Origin of the sequence: Streptomyces sp. NBC_01717 (assembly GCF_036248255.1) — a bacterium.
In the GTDB taxonomy this organism is placed as follows: domain Bacteria; phylum Actinomycetota; class Actinomycetes; order Streptomycetales; family Streptomycetaceae; genus Streptomyces.
This window is the reverse complement of the sequence record NZ_CP109178.1, coordinates 423,635-440,613: the sequence shown is the minus strand read 5'-3', so window position 1 is coordinate 440,613 and position 16,979 is coordinate 423,635. Positions and strand designations below refer to the sequence as shown.

The 16,979-nt window shown below is 68.6% G+C and carries 11 protein-coding genes; 5 read left to right on the top strand and 6 right to left on the bottom strand.

The window, feature by feature from the left end:
- Window positions 1–183 precede the first annotated feature (183 nt).
- On the top strand, window positions 184–2,064 hold the full coding sequence (locus tag OHB49_RS02005) for a GH39 family glycosyl hydrolase (RefSeq protein WP_329157378.1): 1,881 nt from the start codon (window positions 184–186) through the stop codon (window positions 2,062–2,064).
- Window positions 2,065–2,243: 179 nt separating this feature from the next.
- Here the strand turns inward: OHB49_RS02005 and OHB49_RS02000 are convergent, their stop codons facing one another.
- The 5 genes from OHB49_RS02000 to OHB49_RS01980 all read right to left on the bottom strand — a co-directional run bounded on the left by OHB49_RS02000 (window position 2,244) and on the right by OHB49_RS01980 (window position 8,857).
- Complete coding sequence (locus OHB49_RS02000; protein WP_329157376.1) at window positions 2,244–4,118, bottom strand: ABC transporter ATP-binding protein; 1,875 nt, start codon at window positions 4,116–4,118, stop codon at window positions 2,244–2,246.
- 1 nt (window position 4,119) lies between these two features.
- Window positions 4,120–5,058, bottom strand: a complete 939-nt coding sequence (locus OHB49_RS01995; protein ID WP_329157374.1) for an ABC transporter permease — start codon at window positions 5,056–5,058, stop codon at window positions 4,120–4,122.
- Window positions 5,055–6,050 carry an ABC transporter permease gene (locus tag OHB49_RS01990; protein WP_329157372.1) on the bottom strand — a complete coding sequence of 332 codons (996 nt, stop codon included), beginning with the start codon at window positions 6,048–6,050 and terminating at the stop codon, window positions 5,055–5,057. The genes OHB49_RS01995 and OHB49_RS01990 overlap by 4 nt, the downstream gene beginning before the upstream one ends.
- A gap of 5 nt (window positions 6,051–6,055) precedes the next feature.
- Window positions 6,056–7,729, bottom strand: coding sequence for an ABC transporter substrate-binding protein (locus tag OHB49_RS01985; protein ID WP_329157370.1), 1,674 nt, complete (start codon window positions 7,727–7,729; stop codon window positions 6,056–6,058).
- A gap of 114 nt (window positions 7,730–7,843) precedes the next feature.
- Window positions 7,844–8,857 carry a LacI family DNA-binding transcriptional regulator gene (locus OHB49_RS01980; protein ID WP_329157368.1) on the bottom strand — a complete coding sequence of 338 codons (1,014 nt, stop codon included), beginning with the start codon at window positions 8,855–8,857 and terminating at the stop codon, window positions 7,844–7,846.
- A 159-nt stretch (window positions 8,858–9,016) separates the two neighbouring features.
- On the opposite strand from OHB49_RS01980, the gene OHB49_RS01975 reads away from it, so the two are divergent.
- From OHB49_RS01975 to OHB49_RS01960, 4 genes are all read left to right on the top strand, one after another.
- The gene (locus OHB49_RS01975; protein ID WP_329157366.1) at window positions 9,017–11,557 is read left to right on the top strand and encodes a beta-galactosidase; all 2,541 of its coding nucleotides are present in this window, start codon (window positions 9,017–9,019) and stop codon (window positions 11,555–11,557) included.
- Window positions 11,558–11,603: 46 nt separating this feature from the next.
- Entirely contained in the window at window positions 11,604–12,494 is an 891-nt protein-coding gene (locus OHB49_RS01970; protein WP_329157364.1) for an AraC family transcriptional regulator, read from the top strand.
- 81 nt (window positions 12,495–12,575) lie between these two features.
- Entirely contained in the window at window positions 12,576–13,322 is a 747-nt protein-coding gene (locus OHB49_RS01965) for a phytanoyl-CoA dioxygenase family protein (protein ID WP_329157362.1), read from the top strand.
- Between the two features lie 57 nt (window positions 13,323–13,379).
- Complete coding sequence (locus OHB49_RS01960; protein ID WP_329157360.1) at window positions 13,380–14,483, top strand: Gfo/Idh/MocA family protein; 1,104 nt, start codon at window positions 13,380–13,382, stop codon at window positions 14,481–14,483.
- A gap of 244 nt (window positions 14,484–14,727) precedes the next feature.
- Here OHB49_RS01960 and katG read toward each other — a convergent pair whose 3' ends face one another.
- The gene (gene katG, locus OHB49_RS01955) at window positions 14,728–16,917 is read right to left on the bottom strand and encodes a catalase/peroxidase HPI (protein WP_329157358.1); all 2,190 of its coding nucleotides are present in this window, start codon (window positions 16,915–16,917) and stop codon (window positions 14,728–14,730) included.
- Window positions 16,918–16,979 lie beyond the last annotated feature (62 nt).

The window sequence follows — 16,979 nt, the reverse complement described above, 5'->3', positions numbered from 1 at the left end:
GAACCCCAACTGCAGTTGCTCATAAGCCCCGTACGGTCCGACGGCCCCAAGGGATCACGGTCTTGACATGCGGCCTGGGGTGCTGTGAGCTGATCCTGAAACCGGTTTCACGACCGGACACCCACCCGTCCCGTGAGCGTCCGGGACCAGGGACATGTCTGCGAACGACGGCCTGGAGGACTGATGAGCACCGGCATCGAGCGCGTTGCGGAGAGCGGCTGCGAGAGCGGCGCGGGCCGCGATCTCACGGCTCGCCAGGACTGGGAACAGCGGATCACCACCCGGTCCGACACCCGTGTGACGGCCCCCGCCCCCGATCTGCCGCCCCCGGCCGGACTCACCCTCACGCAGGGCACCGGACACGTGCTGCTGCGCTGGCAGCCCGTCGAGCAAGCCATCGGCTACCTGGTGCACCGGGCCCCGGCCGGGGCACCGCGGGACGAACTCAAGCCGGTGGACCACCTCGGCCGCGACGTACTGGCCATTCCGGACGTCTGGTACGTCGACACCACCGGCGAGCCGGGAGTCGTCTACGACTACGCGGTCGCATCCGTTCCGACCGTGACCGAATGCGGCCGGCCGGGCGACGTGGTGACCGGCGGCTCGGCGAAGCCCGAAGGCGCAGTTCCCCAGGTCGCGTTGGCGGTGGACGCCGCGGCTGCCGGTGAGCCGCTGTCCCGACCATGGCAGCCGATGATCGGAAGCGAGCGGCTGAGCCAGCTGTTGTGCACCGAGACCTCCGGCGGCAGGACGATCGGCACCGAGCTGGAGGCCGCGCTGCGCCGGGTGCACGACGAGATCGGCGTCCATGCGGTGCGGGCGCACGCGATCCTCCATGACGACCTGGGCGTCTATCGCGAGGTCGACGGCGAACCCGTGTACGACTTCACCCTGGTCGACGAGGTCTACGACCGGATCACGGCGATCGGCCTGCGACCCTGTGTCGAACTCGGATTCATGCCGCAGGACTTGGCGAGCGACAACGGGAAGACCGTGTTCGAGTACGGCGCCATCGTCTCGCCGCCCAAGAGCTGGGACCGCTGGCACGACCTGATCAGCGCCCTGGTACGGCATCTGATGGACCGTTACGGCGAGGACGAGGTGCTCGGCTGGGACTTCGAGGTGTGGAACGAAGCCAACCTTGGGGTTTTCTGGTCCAGTACGCGCGACATGTGGATGCACCTGTACGACGTGACCGCATCCGCAGTGAAGTCGGTCGACCCGCGACTTGCCGTGGGCGGCCCGTCCTCGGCGGCCGCGGCCTGGGTGGACGAGCTCCTGGAGCACACCGCCCGCTCCGGTTCACCGGTCGACTTCGTCACCACCCACACCTACGGCAACGCGCCGCTGGACCTGCGCCCCACGCTGGAGCGATACGGCAGTACGGCGCGCATCGTGTGGACCGAGTGGGGCGTCACGCCATCCCACTTCAACCCGGTCAACGACACCGTCTCATCGGCTACGTTCCTGCTGCACGGGATGCGTTCCGCGGCGGGACGGATGGAGGCGCTCTCGTACTGGGTGGCCAGTGATCACTTCGAGGAGCTCGGCCGGCCGCCCAGGCTGTTGCACGGCGGGTTCGGCCTGATCACGGTGGGCGGAATCGCCAAGGCGCGCTACCACGCACTGTGGCTGCTCTCCCGCCTCGGCCGCACGCAGCTTCCGGTGACCGCACAGGGCGACGGCGCCGACGGACTCGTACAGTCGTGGGCTTCGCGGCACGACGACGGCTCGCTCGGTATCCTGCTCTGGAACCACACACTCGACCAGCAGAAGGCCCAGGGCGACGCCGCCCTGGCACGTACGGTCCGACTGCGCCTCGACGGCCTCGGCGAGGGTGCCACCGCGCGGATCACCCGCCTCGACGCGGAGCACGGCGATGTCACCACGCTGGCCGGGCGCCTCGGGGTGAGCGACTGGCCCACCGACGAGCAATGGGCCCAACTGCGTTCAGCGGACGCGCTGGTGGCCGAGCCCGCAGCGCTGAAGCACACCAGGGACGCGGTATTCCTCACGCTCGAACTGCCTCAGCCGTCCGCGGTCCTCGTGCAGGTGAGTCCTTGACGGTCGTGGTCTCCGCTCCGGTCCCGCCGGTCCGTGCGCACGGGGCCGGCGGGGCGACGAGGGGGCCACGCTGACGCGGTCGGCCGTCACCGCTCTCCCCGGGTACCGGCTGCGCCGCTCGTGCCCTGCCGCAAGCGCCACAAGGGGGGCTCACCGTTTCACGCGGTGAGCCCCCCTTGTCACGCCCCGACGGTCTCCGTTCGCGTTCTGCCCGGCCGGGGAATCGCCGCAAGCAGCTTGCGCGTATACGGATCCTTGGCCTCGCCGATCACGGTGAGCGTGGGCCCGTGCTCGACCAGGATGCCCTTGTTGAGCACGAGTACCTCGTCGGCGAGGAGCCGGGCGCTGAGCAGGTCGTGCGTTATGTAGAGCATCGCGATGCCCCGGTCGCGTACGAGCCGGTCGAGAAGTTCGACGATCTCGGCGCGGATGGACACGTCCAGCATCGAGATCGGCTCGTCGGCGACGAGCACCTCCGGCTCCGGTGCGAGTGCCCGCGCGATGACGACCCGCTGCCGCTGCCCGCCCGAGAGCTGATTGGGGAGCTTGTCCAGATACTGTTCGGCGGGGCTCATACCGACAGTCTCGAGGAGTTCCGCGGCGCGGGTACGGGCCTGTTGCCGGTCCATGCCCAGGTGGTTCCGCAGCGGCCGGCTGAGCGAGTAGGCGACCGTACGGGTGGGGTTGAGCGCGGAGAACGGGTCCTGAAAGACCAGCTGCACATGCCGTCGGTAGCCGCGTAGGGCCCGACGCCGCAGCTTGTCCACGCGCTCGTCCTTGAAGCGGACGGCTCCGGTGGTGGGCCGCTCCACCCCGGTGATAAGCCGGGCGATGGTGGTCTTGCCCGAGCCGCTCTGGCCGACGAGGGCGCTGACGCGCCCCGGCCGCAGTGCGAACGACACGTCGTCCACGGCCTGGACGGTCGTGGTCCGCAGGCCGCGTTTCGTCCTGTACGTCTTGCTAGCGTGCTCCACGACCAGCACCGGCTCGGCGTCGACGGCGCCCCGGTCGCGGGCACCCGCGGGGGCGGAGAACACCGAGGTGGGGCGATCGGCCGAGGCTGCCTGCCCCGGCGGCGCCCCGGCGCCCGCGGACTCTTCGACGAGCAGGCAGCGGGCCTGGCCGTGTGCGGCGGGCAGCAGCTCGGGGTGCCGGGTGCGGCAGGCGTCGACGGCGACTGCGCAGCGCGGCTCGAACAGACAGCCCGCGTGCTCGCGGGACAGGTCCGGCGGCCGGCCGGGTATGAAGGCGACGTGGACGACCTCGTCGCGGGGATCGGCGTACGAGCCGAGCAGGCCGGTGCTGTAGGGGTGCAGTTGGGCGGCGACCATGTCGGCGGCGGGTTGGTTCTCGACGATCTCGCCCGCGTACATCACCATCACGCGGTCGGCCATCTCCATGACCGTACCGAGGTCGTGGCTGATGAACAGCACGGCGAAGCCGAGCTGTCGCTGCAGCTCCCGGAGCCGGTCGAGGATGTCGCGCTGGACGACCACGTCGAGGCCGGTGGTCGGCTCGTCGAGAAGCACGAACCGGGGCCGGAGCGCGAGGGCGAGCGCGAGAGCGACACGCTGCTTCATACCGCCGGACAACTCGTGCGGGTAGCGCTTCAGCACGCCTCGCTCGAGCGACACCAACTCCATCAGCTCGCCCGCGCGTTCGTCCACGTCCAGGTTCTCGCCCGCAGCCTCGGGGTGCGCGGCAAAGGTGTCGGCGAACTGCTCTCGCACAGTGATCACCGGGTTGAGCGAGTTCATGCTGGACTGGAAGACGGTCGACAGGTCGGCCCAGCGCAGCGGCCGCAGCTCGTCCTCGCCCGCGTGCGTGATGTCGCGTCCGTCGAACGTGATGCTGCCGCTGGTGATCGAGGCGGGCTTCTCCAGGAGCCGCAGGATCGCGTTGCCGAGGGTCGACTTGCCGCAGCCCGACTCGCCGAGCAGGCCGACGAACTCGCCCTCGGCGACCTCGAAACCGACCCGGTTGACGGCCCGTACGGCGCGGGCGCCGCGCGGACTGTAGGTGACGGTGAGGTCTTTGACCTGGAGCAGAGCCATCTCAGTCCTCCCTCAGGTGGGGGTTGCTCAGTGCGTCGACGCCGAAGTTGATGAGTGAGAACGAGGTGACGAGGAGGGCGAGTACCAGCCCCGGCGCGATCAGCCACGCCCACTGGCCCGTTGTCATCGCGCCGCCCATGCTCGCCTGGTTGAGCATGGTGCCCCAGCTCGTCGTCGAGGGATCGCCCAGGCCGAGAAAGGCGAGTCCGGCCTCGGCACCGATCGCGCCGAGGGCCGATCCCATGAAGTCGACCACGATCAGCGAGATCATGTTGGGCGCGATCTCGAACGCGATGATCCGAGCGGTACTGTCGCCTGCGAACTTGGCGGCAGTCACGTAGTCGCGGGTCCGTAGTGTGACGATCTGGGCGCGCTTGACGCGGGCGCCGAACGCCCAGCCGGTGATGGTGATCACGATGATGATGAGCCCGAGGCCCTTGACCGGCGCGTAGGCCGCCAGAGTGATCATCAGGGGCAGCACCGGCACGACGAGGCCGAGGTTGATGAAGAACGACAGCACCTCGTCCACCACGCCCTGCAGATAGCCGGCGGTGAGCCCGACGACGACCGCGATCAGGGTGGACAGCGTGCCCGCCACCACGCCGACGATCAGTGAGGTCCGTGCTCCGTAGACGAGCTGCGAGAAGACGTCCTCGCCGCGTGCCGTGGTTCCCAGCCAGTGGGCGGCTGTCGGTCCCTCGGAGAGGGCAAAGGTGTCCGTGCGGGGTGCGAACGGGGCGATGACCGGAGCACACAGCGCGACCAGGACGAAGGCGGCAAGGAGCAGCAGACCGATGCGGCACTTGCCGTTGCGCCACAGGATGAGGAACCAGCCGGGCAGCCGCCGTGATCTGCCCGCGGTGATCGCGGCGATCTGTACGCCTTCGGTGTCCCCGGCGGTGGCCGCTGTCGTGGCGCTCGGGGTGTTCGCGATGGTCATGCCGCCTCCGTCCGCCGGACCCGCGGGTCCAGGAGCCCGTACGCCATATCGGCGAGGAAGTTGGCGATCAGCACCCCGACGGTGGTGAACAGGAACAGCGCCTGCATGAGCGGGAAGTCCTTGTTGGTGACCGCTTCGAGGAGAAGCCGCCCCAGGCCCGGATAGCTGAAGATGCTTTCCACGAGAACGGTGCCACCGAGGATGCTGCCGAGCGCGATCGCGAAGCCCGTGACGTTCGGCAGGATGGCGATCCGCGCGCCGTATGTCAGGGCGATCCGGCGCCGCGGCAGCCCCTTGGCGCGGGCGAGGCGCGCGTAGTCCTCGCCGAGGGTCTGCACCATGTTGTTGCGCATGCCGATGATCCAGCCGATCGGTCCGGTGATCAGCAGGGCGACCGCGGGCAGCACACTGTGCTGGAAGGCGTCGGAGAAGAACAGCCAGGTCCAGCCCGGACTGCTGCCGCCACCGTAACCACCGCCCTCGGGAAACCAGTTGAGACTGATCGCGAAGACGAACACCAGCAGCAGCGCGATCCAGAAGAACGGCAGCGTGCCCACGAAGGTCGAGCCCAGCGTGATCACCGTGTCGACCCGGCTGTTGCGCCGGTACGCGGCCCAGGCTCCGAGCAGCGTGCCGATCACGAACGACAGGATCTGCGTCACGCCGACCAGCATCAGGGTCCAGGGCACGGCCTGGGCGACGACGTCGCCCACGCTGTACGGGTAATAGGTGTACGAGATACCGAACTGCCCGTGAGCGAGCGCCCCGAGGTAGTCCCAGTACTGCGCGAGCAGGTTTCCGTCCGGGGCGCCGAGCATCTTGCGGACGGCTGCCAGCTGGTCCGGATCGATCACGCCGGTCTTGCCCACCAGACGGGACAGAAGCGCCTGGGCCGGATCCCCCGGCTGGAGCCGGGGGATCAGGAAGTTCAGCGTCACCGCGGCCCAGAGGGTGGCCAGGAGGAAGCCGGCACGGCGGATGAAGTAGATCATCCCGGTCAGCCCCTGGCCGGACGCAGATGCGTCAGCAGGATGAGGTTGTCGCCCCCGGCGGCGTACGGATTCTTCGCGTTCGGCCAGCCGACGGCCCTGGTGGTGTCGTACTGGAACCACTTGGCTCCGTACCAGATCGGGATCATCGGAACCTCGGTCTGCATGATCTCGACGAGGCCGGCGACGGCCTTCTTCTGGTCCCTCTTGCTGCTGGCGGTCCGCAGATCGGCAAGCAGGTCGTCGGTCTTCTTGTCCTTCCAGCGCACCTCGTTGCTGAAGGCCCGCTTGCCGATGGGGGCCGTGCCGTCACTGCCGAGCGGGTGGCCGAAACCGAGGGACATGTTGCAGTCGCCGCCGTGCGCTCCGAACATCATGTCGTAGCGGCCGTACGCACGGTCCTCGTCGTGGGCTTCGGGCGACGTGCGGTCCAGCTCGACCTGCAGTCCGAGCGCCTTGAGGTTCTTGACGAGGATCTCCGCCGCCGCCACCCAGTCCGTGTACGCGGTGGGGACCTTGAACTTGAACGAGATCGGCTTGCCGTCCTTGCCGAGCCGCCGCCCCTGGGAGTCCTTCTTGTACCCGGCCTCGGTGAGCGCCTTCTCGGCGGCCTTCGGGTCGAAGCCGACACGGCCGCCGTCCTTGGTGCCCGGCGGCAGCCAGTCGCTCTGGCCGGGGAGCACCAGACCCGTCTGGCTGGCCGTCTTGACATAGCCGAGCTGGGCCTTCCTTGCCACCGACCCTCGGTCGAAGGCGCTGGTCAGCGCGCGCCGGAATGCGACGTCCTCGAAGGGGGCCTTGGTGAGGTTCATGTAGACGCTCATCACCATGCCCGGCGCGTACCAGTAGTGGTGGTGCTTCGGATCGCGGTCCACGTACGACTTCTGGACGTTCGGTATGAACATTCCGTTGGTGTCGTACTCGCCCCGGCCCATCTTGAGCTGCTCGATCTCGGGGGTACCGGTGTTCGCCTTGAACCAGACCTCCTTGACCTTGACCTTGTCGGCCTGCCAGTAGCGCGGGTTGCGCTCGGTCACCACCTGCTGGGGGTTGAACGACTTCACTCTCATCGGGCCGGTGCCCACCGGGTTCTTGGCGTTGGCGAACTTCGTCGGGTCCTTGACCTTCGACCAGATGTGCTCGGGGACGATGCGCACGGAGTTGATGATCGTGAACGGTGAGGCGCCGGGTTCCTTGAGGGAGAAGGTGACTTGGTCGTCACCGGTGGCCTTCACCGAGTCGAGCAGGGGCCAGACCCCCTTGGTGTCCAGAACGTCGTGCTTCTTGATCATGTTGAAGGTGAAGGCGACGTCCTTCGCGGTGAAGGCCTGGCCGTCGTTCCACTGGACACCGTCACGGATGTCGAAGACAAGCGTCCTGGAGTCCCGCCAGCTGTAGGACTTCGCCAGCCAGGGGACCTCCTTGCAGCTGTTCTGCTCGATGACGTACAGGGTTTCGTACACGAAGTTCGTCGCCACCAGTTGGGAGGCGTCCAGGAACGGGTTGTAATTGGCCTGCGGCGCACTGCCGCCGCCGATGCCCGCGTAGCTGATATGGCTGATCATGCCATCCGTGCTGACGCTGCCGCCGGACTCCTCGGTGCCCGTGCACCCGGCGAGAAGGAGGCAGGAGCTCGTCAGCGTTGCCATGAGCGCGGTGATGTTGCGTGGTCGCCTCGTCATTGAGAAACCTCCGTCGAATTCATCCGCTGTGCCTGTCGGTGTTCGGTGGCCGGGCACGCGCGCCGGGTGCGTACGGGAAGCGCACGGCGGGGGTCCCGGGTTCGTAGAAGCGGTTCAGGTTGCGGCCCGGCCCGCGCCGCCCGCGCTGCAGCCGCACGACCCGCGCAGCACCAGTTCGGTGGCCAGGGTGATGTTGCCGCTCGGCCGTCTCTCCGGGTCGACGAGCAGCCGGGCCGTGGTCGTGGCCAGCTCGCGTACGGGCTGCCGCACCGTGGTCAGGCCGGGCTGGACAAGGGAGGCCATGTCCATGTCGTCGAAGCCGGTGACCGCGAGGTCTTCCGGTACCCGCAGGCCGCGGCCGAGTGCGCTGAGTATCACGCCCAGAGCGGTCTCGTCGTTGGCGCAGACCACGGCATCGGGCCGGTCGCCTCCGTCGAGAATCCGGCCGGCGGCGATCACCCCGTCGGACTGCTGGAGCCCGACGCGGACCGGCTGTTCGGGCGGGATCGCGCCCGCCGCGTGGTGCGCGGCGAGGAAGGCCTCCCAGCGTGACGTCACATCCGGTGAACCCTCCGGGTGCCCGACGAACACAAGCCGGCGGTACGCGTGGTCGACGAGCAGATGCCGGGTGAGGACGCCCATCGTGGTGTTGTCGGTGCTGACCGAAGCGTGTGTGGGGCTCGGCTGACCGCACATCACCACGACGCGCACCTGCTGTGCCACCTGCTCCACGACCGCGTCGGAGACGGTCCCTGCGTGGATCGCCATCCCGTCGACGCGGCCGGCGAGGTCGATCACCTTCGCGTCCGTGCCGGCGAGGTAGTGCGAGGCGAGCAGGAGCACACTGTCCCCGGTCTCCAGCGCCTCCGCCTCGAAGCCCTGGAGCAGTCCGGAGAAGTAGGGCCCGGACAGTCCGGGAAAGACCAGACCGAGTGAGCCGTGCCGGGTCTCGGCCAGCGCACGCCCCAGATAGCTCGGCCGGTAGCCGGACTCCTCGATGACCCGAAGGACCCGGTCACGCAGTTCGGGGGAGACCTGGGTGGAGCCCCGCGAGACACGTGAGACAGTCGCGGGCGAGACGCCCGCCTGCTGCGCCACCCATCGCAAACTCACACGGCTGTTGCCCATCTGCTCGTCTCCCGATAAGTTCGAGAAACCGGTTTCCAGAAACCGGTTTCAGAGCGATTTCACGACCTTAACCAGGGCCTCGCCAGGATGGCAATACCCGTGGCGAGTGCCCGGAGTTCGGACCTCAGACCCCGACGATCACCCGGTGAGGACGTATTCGTGAGCACTCCAGACACATCAGATTCCATGGCACCGGCCCGTGGTGTGCAGCATGCCGCACAGCCCGAACAGCAAGGCACGACCGTCAGGTTGGAGCGGCGCCGCCTCCTCGTAGGAGGTGTCCCGCGGATCCTGATGGCCGGCGAGGTGCATTACTTCCGGCTGCGCCGCGAGGACTGGGCCGACCGGCTCGACAAGCTCGTGGCCGCCGGATGCACGGCCGTGGCCAGTTACATGCCGTGGCTCGTGCACGAGACCGCCTCCGGCGAGACCGATCTGACCGGCGCCACGAGCGAGTACCGAGACCTGGTCGGTTTCTTGCAACTCGCCGCTGAGCGAGACCTGTTGGTGATCGCCCGTCCGGGCCCCTTCGTGATGGCCGAGCTCAAGAACGAGGGCATTCCGTTCCGTATCTACCGCGACCACCCGGAGGCAGTACCGGCCGGCTGGGACGGCGTACAGACGCCCACACGGACCCTCGACTACCTGGAGCCCGGATACCTCGCCCAGGCCGAGCGCTGGTACTCCGCGATCATGCCGGAACTGGCGGACCACCAGGTCACGCGCGGCGGCAACGTCGCAGCGGTACAACTGGACAACGAGGTCGGGATGCTGTCGTGGGTCACCGGCTCCCCCGAGCTGACGGACCGTACGCTCGCCGACCTGGCGAGGGGAGCCACGCAGCGGTGGGGCCGTGAGGGAGCCATCCTGCGCTACGGTGCCGACCCGAAGGACACCGAGGCGTGGGCGGCCCAGTGGCGATCCGGCGGCACCCGGGCAGGTACCGAGCCCCAGCAGCTGGCGCTCCATCACGACCTCGGAGACCACCACCGCGACCGCTACGCGACGTATCTGCTGCACCTGCGCGAGATCGCCCAAGGTCATGGCATCGACGTGCCCTTCTTCGTCAACGTGCACGGCACGGAGCAGGGCCGCGGCCGTTCGTTCCCGATCGGCATCAGCCAGCTGTCCCGGTCGTACGCGGGCATCCCGCAGACCACCTCCGGCTCCGACCACTATCTCGGTGAGCTGACCGTCGAGAACGTCCCGGACCTGTACGTCATCAACGCGTTCATGGCGGCTGTCCATGACGCCGATCAACCCCTCACCTCGCTGGAGTTCGAGTCGGGCACCGGCGACTACGGAGAGGACATGAGCCGGCAGGTCACCCCGGAAGCGCTGGAGCTCAAGACGCGGCTCTGTGTCGCCCAGGGCAACCGCCTGATCAACTACTACCTGTTCAGCGGCGGACACAACCCGCCGCTGGACGCGCCTGCCGGCGACGGCAACGACCGGATCGCCTTCACCGGTGAGCGGCACGGTTTCGCGGCCCCGGTCGACCCGGAGGGCGGGCTGAGCGAGGGCTATCCGGCACTGTGCAGCACAGTGCGGGCGGTCCGTGGCAGTGAGCACCTGCTGGCAGCCATGGACGAGGAACACGACGACGTCGCGCTCGGCTTCGTACCGGACCACTACCTGACCGAGTACGCCCACCCTGACGCCGCCCGCAGGCGCGAACTGGTGCGTGACACGGAATGGTTCCGGGGCATGGGCCCGCGAGACATCCTCGCCCGCGCCCTGCTGCTCGGCGGCCACTCCTTCGCGGCTCTCGACCTGTCCGGGGCACCGACGTCGGCCGGTGCCGAGCTCGATCCGGCGGGCCCCGCGCTCGCCCTGGGCACACCCCCCGTTCTGGGACGCGCGGTCCAGGAGCGGCTCGCCGCGTACGTGCGGGGCGGCGGGCGGCTGCTGCTGCACGGTCGACTCCCGGTCCTGGACGACGACGGCACCCCGTGCACGGTGCTCGCCGACACCCTTGGGCTCGCCGTCGATACGCGTGTGGAGAGCGCCCCCGACCACTTCACCTCGGTGCGCGCCACCGGCTGGGCGGGAGAACAGCCCGAGGTCCGGGTGGGGTACCTGGAACGCCTGCGCACCACGGGCGCGCCGGGCACCCGGGCCGAACCGCTCGCCCTGGACGTCGCCGACGGCTCGCCCGTCGCGGTCGACGTCACCGTGGAAGGTGGCGGCCGGGCGATCGTGATGGCCTGCGACTACCCGTGCCACCTCGATTTCTGGCGCGCGCTGTTCGCCCGCATCGGGGTGCACCGCCGCATCGTCGCGCACGGTGGCTCACCCGGCCTGGTCACCACGACCACGGCGGACGCCACGGGCCAGCGACTCGTCCATCTGGTCAATGTGGCGCCGGTGCCGCAGAAGTTCACCCTTGAGGTGGCGGGCGAGCCGTTCGCCGACGGCGCTTCCGTCGAACTGACCGCGCGCAGCGGGCTGATGCTGCCGGCGGACATTCGCCTGGACGGTGCCGTACTGCGCTGGGCGACGACCGAACTCGACGGCCCCGCAGACGGCTCGGCCGTGGTGCTGCGGCGCGGCGACGGGCCGGGAAGGGCGCTCATCGACACCGACCGGGAGGTTGTCGTGGACGGTGACGCCGAGGTGGTCCGCACGGAAGGCGGCGGCGTGCTGGTGACCTGGCCGGGCGGTGCGGGCGGTGAGTGCCTCCGGCTGCGGATCGTCTGACAGAGGCGGGGCGCCGAAGCGGTGGAAGAGGTGAAGGAGCGGTGCTGTGACGCACATTGACCACGGGGGCACCTGGCACGAGGCGTCGTTCCGGCTCGTCGAGACCTATGACGTGACCGTCGACGCGCAGTGGCGGATCGACCTCGACCACCAGCCGTACGGCGAGATCGTGCACGTTCTCTCCGGCTGCTGCCGGTTCGTCCAGGGGGACAGGACCGCCGACGTCGGACCGGGCGGCCTGGGCATCCTGCTGCCCGGGCAGGACCGGTCCACCCAGGCCGTCGGCGGGGGCCCCTTGAGGTTCACCGGATTCGGCTTCCGCGTCGAACTCCACGGCGCGGTCGAGCTGTCCGGACTGCTCGGGCTGCCGCTCCACCTGCCCACGCCCGACCCGACGACGCTCGGGCTCGTCACTCAGGCGGTGAGCAGCGGCAGACCGACGAGCCCGGGGGCCGCGCTGCGGGCCCGTGGCTACGCCGAGCTCGCCACGGCCGAACTGGTCGAGCGGCACGGCACCGTCGGCGCACTCGCCGGTGCAGGCGGCAGCGACCGTCGCCCGGAGATCGAGGCGGCGCTCGGACTGATGGAGCGTGACCTCGCCGGCGCCCTCGATGTCGCGACCCTGGCGCGCACGGCGAACCTCTCGCCCAAGCACTTCGCGCGCTGCTTCAAGGATGTCGTCGGGGTGCCGCCGATGACGTATCTGCAGGCGCTCCGGCTGGGCAGGGCTCGCGTGGCCCTCGCCACCACACGGCGTACGGCCCTGGCGATCGCCGTCGAGCACGGTTTCGCCGACGCCGCCCACTTCTCCCGTGCGTTCAAGCGCACTTACGGTCTGACGCCCACGTCGTTCCGTCGACTGTCGGCCGCGTCCGGCGGGGGAGCGGGCTCCGACCCGGGCGAGCGGCAGGCTCCGCACCTGTGGGCAACGGGATGAGCCTCCGGGACAAGGCCGCGAGGCCTTCGAACGACGACGATGAGATCCCGGCGGACACCCGGTACTGACAAGGAGCGGCCCATGAATCCGAGTGATGCCGAGGTGTTGACCGACGCACAGCGGGAGGAGTTCTACCGCCGGGGCTTTGTGGCCCTGGACCGGCTGACGTCCGCCGAGGAGGTGGAGGAGCTGCAGGCGGTCTACGACCGTCTCTTCGAGGACGATGCGGACATCGCCGAGCAGGACAGGCTCGAACTGGCCGGTGAGCTGGACGGCGAGCCGCTGCTGCCCCAGATCCTGAACCCGGACCACTACGCGCCCGAACTGCGCGACACCGAGGCCTACCGCAATGCGGGCGTCGTCGCCCGCCGGCTGCTCGGCCCCGAGGTCGTCCCGACAGGGATGCACGCGATCCGCAAGCCTGCCCACCACGGCGCCGAGACACCCTGGCACCAGGACGAGGCGTACTGGAACCCGGACCATGAGCACCGGGCGATCAGCATCTGGATGCCCCTGCAGGCGGCCACAACGGCCAACGGCTGCATGGAGTTCCAGCCCGGCAGCCAGCTGCTTCCGGTGCTGCCGCACCGGCGGATCAACCCGGCCGCGCAGGGTCTGGTCCTGGCCGACACGGGCGCAGTCTCCGGCAGTGTGGCCTGCCCACTGCCCGCCGGCGGCGCGACGGTGCACGGGTCCCGGACGCTGCACTACGCCGGGCCGAACACCACGAGCGAACCACGGCGGGCCCTGGTCATGTCCTTCGCATGCCCTTCAAGACCCCTCGCCGTACCGCGCCGGTTTCCCTGGCAGCGTCCCGAAAGGCCCTGACAGGCATAGCCGTCGACCGTTCTCCTACGGATCTTCTTACGGAAGGAATCTGAAACGATGACGTTGAACATCGGTGTCCTGGGACTCGGCAGTGTGTTCTCCGGCCCGTACGCCGCACTGATCACCCGGCTCGAACAAGAAGGACGCGTCAAGCTGGCCGCCGGCTACGACCCGGACCCCGGCAAGCGGTCAGCAGCCGCGGAGCGATTCGGGATCGATACGTCCTTCGAGCGTGCCCAAGACCTGATCGACCGCGACGGTCTCGACATCGTGCTGGTCCTCACCAGCATGAACGAGCACGGCTCCCTCGCCCGTGCGGCCCTTGAAGCCGGCAGGCACGTGCTCGTCGAGAAGCCGATGGCGACGTCGGTGCAGGAGGCGACCGAACTCCTCGAGGCAGCCGCCGTCGCGCCGGGGGAACTGGTCTGCGCGCCGCACGTCGCGCTGTCGCCGACGTACCGGGAGATGCACAAGCGGGTGCGCGAGGGGGAGATCGGCGAGCTCCACCTGGCCCGGTCGCGCTACGGCTGGTCGGGCCCCTGGTGGGGCCGCTGGTTCTACGAGCAGGGCGGCGGCGCGCTGTTCGACCTCGGCGTCTACAACCTGACCAGCCTGTGCGGCTTCTTCGGGTCCGTCGAGCGGGTCACCGCGATGGTCGGCGTCGCCGTTCCCAAGCGCGAGTCCGAGGGCGAACAGGTCACGGTCCGAGCCGACGACAACGCGCACATCGTGCTCGACTTCGGCAACTCCCGCTACGCCTCCATCGCCACGGGCTTCACGATGCAGAAGTACCGCTCGCCGGCGGTGGAACTGTACGGCAGTGCCGGCACGATGCAGTTGATGGGCGACGACTGGGCTCCCAACGGCTTCGAGCAGTGGACCAACGACCGGGGTTCGTGGGAGATCGTCGGTGAGACGGACCCGCAGTGGCCGTGGACCGACGGCCTGAGGCACCTCGTCGAGTGCGTGGAGAAGGGCATCCGGACCGTCACCCGGCCCGAACACGCCTTCCACGCACTCGAAGTGATGCTGGCCGCCAAGCGGTCGTCGGAGGAAGGCCGGGTCGTGGAGATACACAGCACGTTCCCCGACTTCGACTACGGCGTCCCCGCCGCGGCGGACGGCGACGGCCGCGGGGAGCACGACCCGCGCTCGTCGTGAGAGTGGCAGAGTGCAGTCAATCTTCACACGATCGGTCTCGCTGCTCGGGCACTCGGCGAACCAGGGGGAGAGTTCATCATCGAATCGCACGGGTGATCGACGGAGAACAGCGGGTGGTCTGAGCCGACGTCCAGGAGGCTGTCCAACAGTGCCTGTGAGTGGACGACGCAGTTTCCCTCATCAATGCTGCCCGGATCCCGAGGATGTCCCGGCCGGCGATGCGCGGCCGACCGGGACCTCAGGCTCAGCGCAGGTCGAACCGATCGAGGTTCATCACCTTGTCCCACGCTGCCACGAAATCACGGACGAACTTCTCTCCCGCGTCCCCGGATCCGTAGACTTCCGACACGGCCCGGAGCTGGGAGTCTGAACCGAAGACGAGGTCGACAGCGGTGGCGGTCCACTTGACTTCGCCCGTGGCGTGATCCCGACCTTCGAAGACGTTCGCGTCCGAAGTCGACGCCTTCCACTCCGTGCCCATGTCGAGCAGGTTGACGAAGAAGTCGTTGGTCAGCGCCTCCGGCCGGTCTGTGAAGACGCCATGTCGGGATCGCCCGAAACCGGTGTTCAAGGCCCGCATGCCGCCGATCAGGACCGTCATCTCCGGAGCGGTCAGATTCAACAGGTTGGCGCGGTCCAGGAGGAGAGTTTCCGGCGACAGCTTCTCGCCCGCCGGGAGGTAGTTGCGGAACCCATCCGCCCTGGGTTCGAGCACGGCGAACGCCTCCACGTCCGTCTGCTCCTGCGAGGCATCCGTGCGCCCCGGTGCGAACGGAACCGAGATGTCGTACCCGGCGTTCTTCGCGGCTTGCTCGACAGCCGCGCACCCGCCCAGGACGATCAGGTCGGCGAGTGAAATCTTCCTTCCGCCGGCCTGCGAGCGATTGAAGTCCTGCTGGATCTGCTCAAGGGTCTGCAGCGCCTCAGCCACCTCGGGCAGGTCGTTGACCTCCCAGTCCCTTTGCGGCGCGAGCCGAATCCGTGCCCCGTTGGCCCCGCCACGCTTGTCGGTGCCGCGGAAGCTCGCCGCCGATGCCCAAGCGGTGGTGACCAGCTGGGAGACGGACAGTCCCGAGGCGAGGATCCTGTCCTTGAGGGCGGCGCTGTCCTCGTCCCCGACCAGGTCGTGATCGACCTCGGGGACGGGGTCCTGCCACAGTTGCGGCTCGGGAATCCACGGGCCGAGGTAGCGCGAGCGGGGGCCCATGTCGCGGTGCAGCAGCTTGTACCACGCCTTGGCGAACGCTACTGCGAGCTTCTCCGGGTTCTCGTGGAAGCTCTTCGAGATCGGGCCGTAGATGGGGTCCAACTTCAGCGACAGGTCCGTCGTCAGCATCATGGGAGCGTGCCTCTTCGACGGATCGTGGGCATCAGGCACACTGTCCTTGGCCGAGGGATCCGTGGGAGTCCACTGCTTCGCACCGGCGGGGCTCGTCGTCAGCTCCCATTCGTACCCGAACAAGTTGTCCAGGTATCCGTTGTCCCACTTCGTCGGCTCGGAGGTCCATGCACCTTCAAGTCCACTGGTGAGCGCGTCTGCGCCTTTGCCGCTGCCGTAAGTGTTCCTCCAGCCGAGGCCCTGCTGCTCGATCGGGGCGGCCTCGGGTTCCGGGCCGATGTACTCGGGATCGACCGCACCGTGACACTTGCCGAACGTGTGGCCGCCGATGATGAGCGCGACCGTCTCCTCATCATTCATCGCCATACGCCCGAACGTCTCGCGAATGTCTCTGGCGGCAGCCATCGGATCCGGGTTGCCGTTGGGCCCCTCCGGATTGACGTAGATCAGTCCCATCTGCACGGCACCGAAAGGACCGGTGAGTTCCCTGTCGTCGGTGTAGCGCTCATCTCCGAGCCAGGTGTCCTCGGGGCCCCAGAAGATTTCCTCGGGTTCCCAGATGTCCTCTCGTCCGAAGCCGAACCCGAACGTCTTGAACCCCATCGATTCCATGGCGCAGTTGCCGGCGAAGACCAGAAGGTCGGCCCAGGAGATTTTCCGTCCGTACTTCTGCTTGATCGGCCAGAGCAAACGGCGCGCCTTGTCGAGGCTCGCGTTGTCGGGCCAGCTGTTGAGGGGGGCGAAGCGCTGAGCCCCGGAGCCGCCGCCGCCCCGGCCATCGGCGATCCGGTACGTGCCCGCGGCATGCCAACTCATCCGGATGAAGAGCGGGCCGTAGTGGCCGTAGTCGGCGGGCCACCAGTCCTGCGACGTCGTCATCACCTCGAAGACGTCCTGCTTGAGCGCGTCGGGGTCGAGGGTCGCGAACTCTTCTGCGTAGTCGAAATCCTCATCCAGTGGATTGGATTGAGGTGAGTGCTGGTGGAGCACTTGAAGATCCAGCTGATTCGGCCACCAGTCCCGGTTCGTCCTGGGGCCGGTCCGCGTGGGGGCCGGGGAGGGGATCGCTGGGTTCTCGCTTTCGCTGCCGGACACGTCCGTCCTTCTTCCTGTCTCGGTGTTCCATCTGCTGGTGACGCCCGCCCACCGGACGCCTG

Coding starts and splice junctions, on each gene's coding strand:
- OHB49_RS02005 (WP_329157378.1), top strand. CDS start 184: ATGAGCACCGGCATCGAGCGCGTTGCGGAGAGCGGCTGCGAGAGCGGC.
- OHB49_RS02000 (WP_329157376.1), bottom strand. CDS start 4,118: ATGGCTCTGCTCCAGGTCAAAGACCTCACCGTCACCTACAGTCCGCGC.
- OHB49_RS01995 (WP_329157374.1), bottom strand. CDS start 5,058: ATGACCATCGCGAACACCCCGAGCGCCACGACAGCGGCCACCGCCGGG.
- OHB49_RS01990 (WP_329157372.1), bottom strand. CDS start 6,050: ATGATCTACTTCATCCGCCGTGCCGGCTTCCTCCTGGCCACCCTCTGG.
- OHB49_RS01985 (WP_329157370.1), bottom strand. CDS start 7,729: ATGACGAGGCGACCACGCAACATCACCGCGCTCATGGCAACGCTGACG.
- OHB49_RS01980 (WP_329157368.1), bottom strand. CDS start 8,857: ATGGGCAACAGCCGTGTGAGTTTGCGATGGGTGGCGCAGCAGGCGGGC.
- OHB49_RS01965 (WP_329157362.1), top strand. CDS start 12,576: ATGAATCCGAGTGATGCCGAGGTGTTGACCGACGCACAGCGGGAGGAG.
- OHB49_RS01960 (WP_329157360.1), top strand. CDS start 13,380: ATGACGTTGAACATCGGTGTCCTGGGACTCGGCAGTGTGTTCTCCGGC.